This window comes from Clostridium sp. CTA-5, from assembly GCF_054768135.1.
In genome coordinates, this window is sequence record NZ_BAAAAT010000031.1 from 1 (window position 1) to 727 (window position 727).

The window sequence follows — 727 nt, forward strand, 5'->3', positions numbered from 1 at the left end:
TAAAAGTAATGATAAAAGTAATGACGTTCCGCGATAGCTCAATGGTGGAGCACTCGGCTGTTAACCGATAGGTTGGAGGTTCGAGTCCTCTTCGCGGAGCCATTTTTTTATTTAAGAGTTTTGTAAGAACAGATACTGTCTGTTGATACAAAACTCTTTTTGTTTTATAAAGAATTAAAAAAGTTAGAGTTTGAATGTTTTATAAAATATAAGATTAAAAAGATGTTTTTTAGATTATATTTTAAAAGATTTGTTATATATTTAATTTTTAATTTTGAAAATTATAAAAGACAAATCTAAACATAGCTTATATTAAAACTTAGAGTTTAGATTTAAATAATAAAAGATATATTTAAAGTAGACACAATATTATATAGGTCATGATAAGTTAAGAATTCCTCGAATGTATATATTGAGATTATATAAAGATTCAAAGTTATATGTTTAAGTTGTAACATATAACCTTATATAATTAGTATAATAAGCGATTAGCAGTTTAATATTCCATATGATATGATTAATAATAATTTTATTAAATAAATTAAAATAAAAAAATCAAAAAAAGGGGTTGCAATAATATAAAAACCTGTTATAATAGTAAAAGTAATGACGTTCCGCGATAGCTCAATGGTGGAGCACTCGGCTGTTAACCGATAGGTTGGAGGTTCGAGTCCTCTTCGCGGAGCCATTTTTTTATTTAAGAGTTTTGTAAGAACAGATACTGTCT

At 26.4% G+C, this 727-nt stretch carries 2 tRNA genes; both read left to right on the forward strand.

What is annotated here, in order from left to right:
• Window positions 1-27 precede the first annotated feature (27 nt).
• Window positions 28-102 (forward strand) — tRNA-Asn (locus ACYUET_RS18990).
• 511 nt (window positions 103-613) lie between these two features.
• A tRNA-Asn gene (locus ACYUET_RS18995) sits at window positions 614-688 on the forward strand.
• The last annotated feature ends 39 nt before the right edge of the window (window positions 689-727 follow it).